This window comes from Undibacterium sp. RTI2.2, assembly GCF_035018705.1.
In the GTDB taxonomy this organism is placed as follows: Bacteria; Pseudomonadota; Gammaproteobacteria; order Burkholderiales; family Burkholderiaceae_D; genus Undibacterium.
The window spans coordinates 1-1,090 of record NZ_JASJXN010000115.1 but is presented as its reverse complement, the minus strand read 5'-3'; the positions used below and the strand labels follow the sequence as shown (position 1 = coordinate 1,090).

General features: G+C 54.9%; 1 protein-coding gene. It reads right to left on the bottom strand.

The genetic code is table 11. The features are described from left to right. The coding region (gene tnpC, locus QN395_RS21320; RefSeq protein ID WP_323493044.1) for an IS66 family transposase at window positions 1-1,090 on the bottom strand (1,090 nt) is incomplete at both ends.

The following is a 1,090-nucleotide window of genomic DNA, read 5'->3' as shown; positions in this document are numbered from 1 at the left end:
CGCCGTCTTTTGACGCGTCAGCAGTAACCACGCATGCATCGCTTCCAATCTCGGCAAGGCTTGTTCTTGGCGGTACCGTGCGCGTTGTTCAATCGAGTAATCTTTGGCCGCGCTCTCAATGTGATACAGCTCGGCTATTCGGCCCAGCGCTTCGGCGGCCGTTGGGTGTTGATTGGCCGCATGCAAATCAAAGAATTTACGTCGCGCATGCGCCAGGCAAGCGAGCTCAGTGATGCCCTGACCAAACATGGCTTTATAGCCCGCGTAGTCATCGACCATCAGGTGTCCTTGCCAATCGGCGAGGAAAGTGCGCGCATGGCTGCCACTGCGCCCAAGCTGAAACTCAAACACGATGATCGGCGGACCTTCGTCGAGACTATTACTTCGATACGCCCACAAGTAAGCGCGTTTGGTTTTACCTTTGCCGGGATCTAATTGTTGCACCGGTGTTTCGTCGGCATGCAGGACGCTGCGTTCTTTGAGTAATTCGGTCAATCGATCTACCAGCGGTTGCAAAGCGACCCCGATACGTCCGATCCATTCAGCCAGCGTCGATCGAGAAATCCCCGCACCATGACGGGCGCTGATTTGTTCGATACGATACAGCGGCAAATGATCTAAGTATTTTTGGATAACGACCCACGCATGCAAACCGGGCGCGGCTAGCCCGCCGTCGATGATGGCCGGAGGAATGGCGGCTGCGGTAACCGTTTCGCAAGCGCGGCAGGCGTATTGCGGACGGATATGGCGATGCACAAAGAAACGCGCTGGTTCGACATCGAGTTGTTCACTGATATCTTCACTGATCTGCACCAGCACATTGCCACATTGACCGCAGTTGCACGATTCTGGTTCGTGCCGATGTTCGATGCGTGGCAATTCTGCCGGCAGTGGCTTGCGCCCGGTTGGTTTCGTTTTTACGCGGGGTGCAGAGGAGAGTTGCTCCAGTTCGGCCTGCATGGCATTAAGATCGGTTTCTTGTGTCTCATCGAATAAATCCCGTTGCTGTGCAGTGAAGGCTTCGGAGGTGCTGCAAAATTTGATCCGCTTGTGGTACGCCAGCTCTAACGTGAGAGCGGCAATTTTAGTG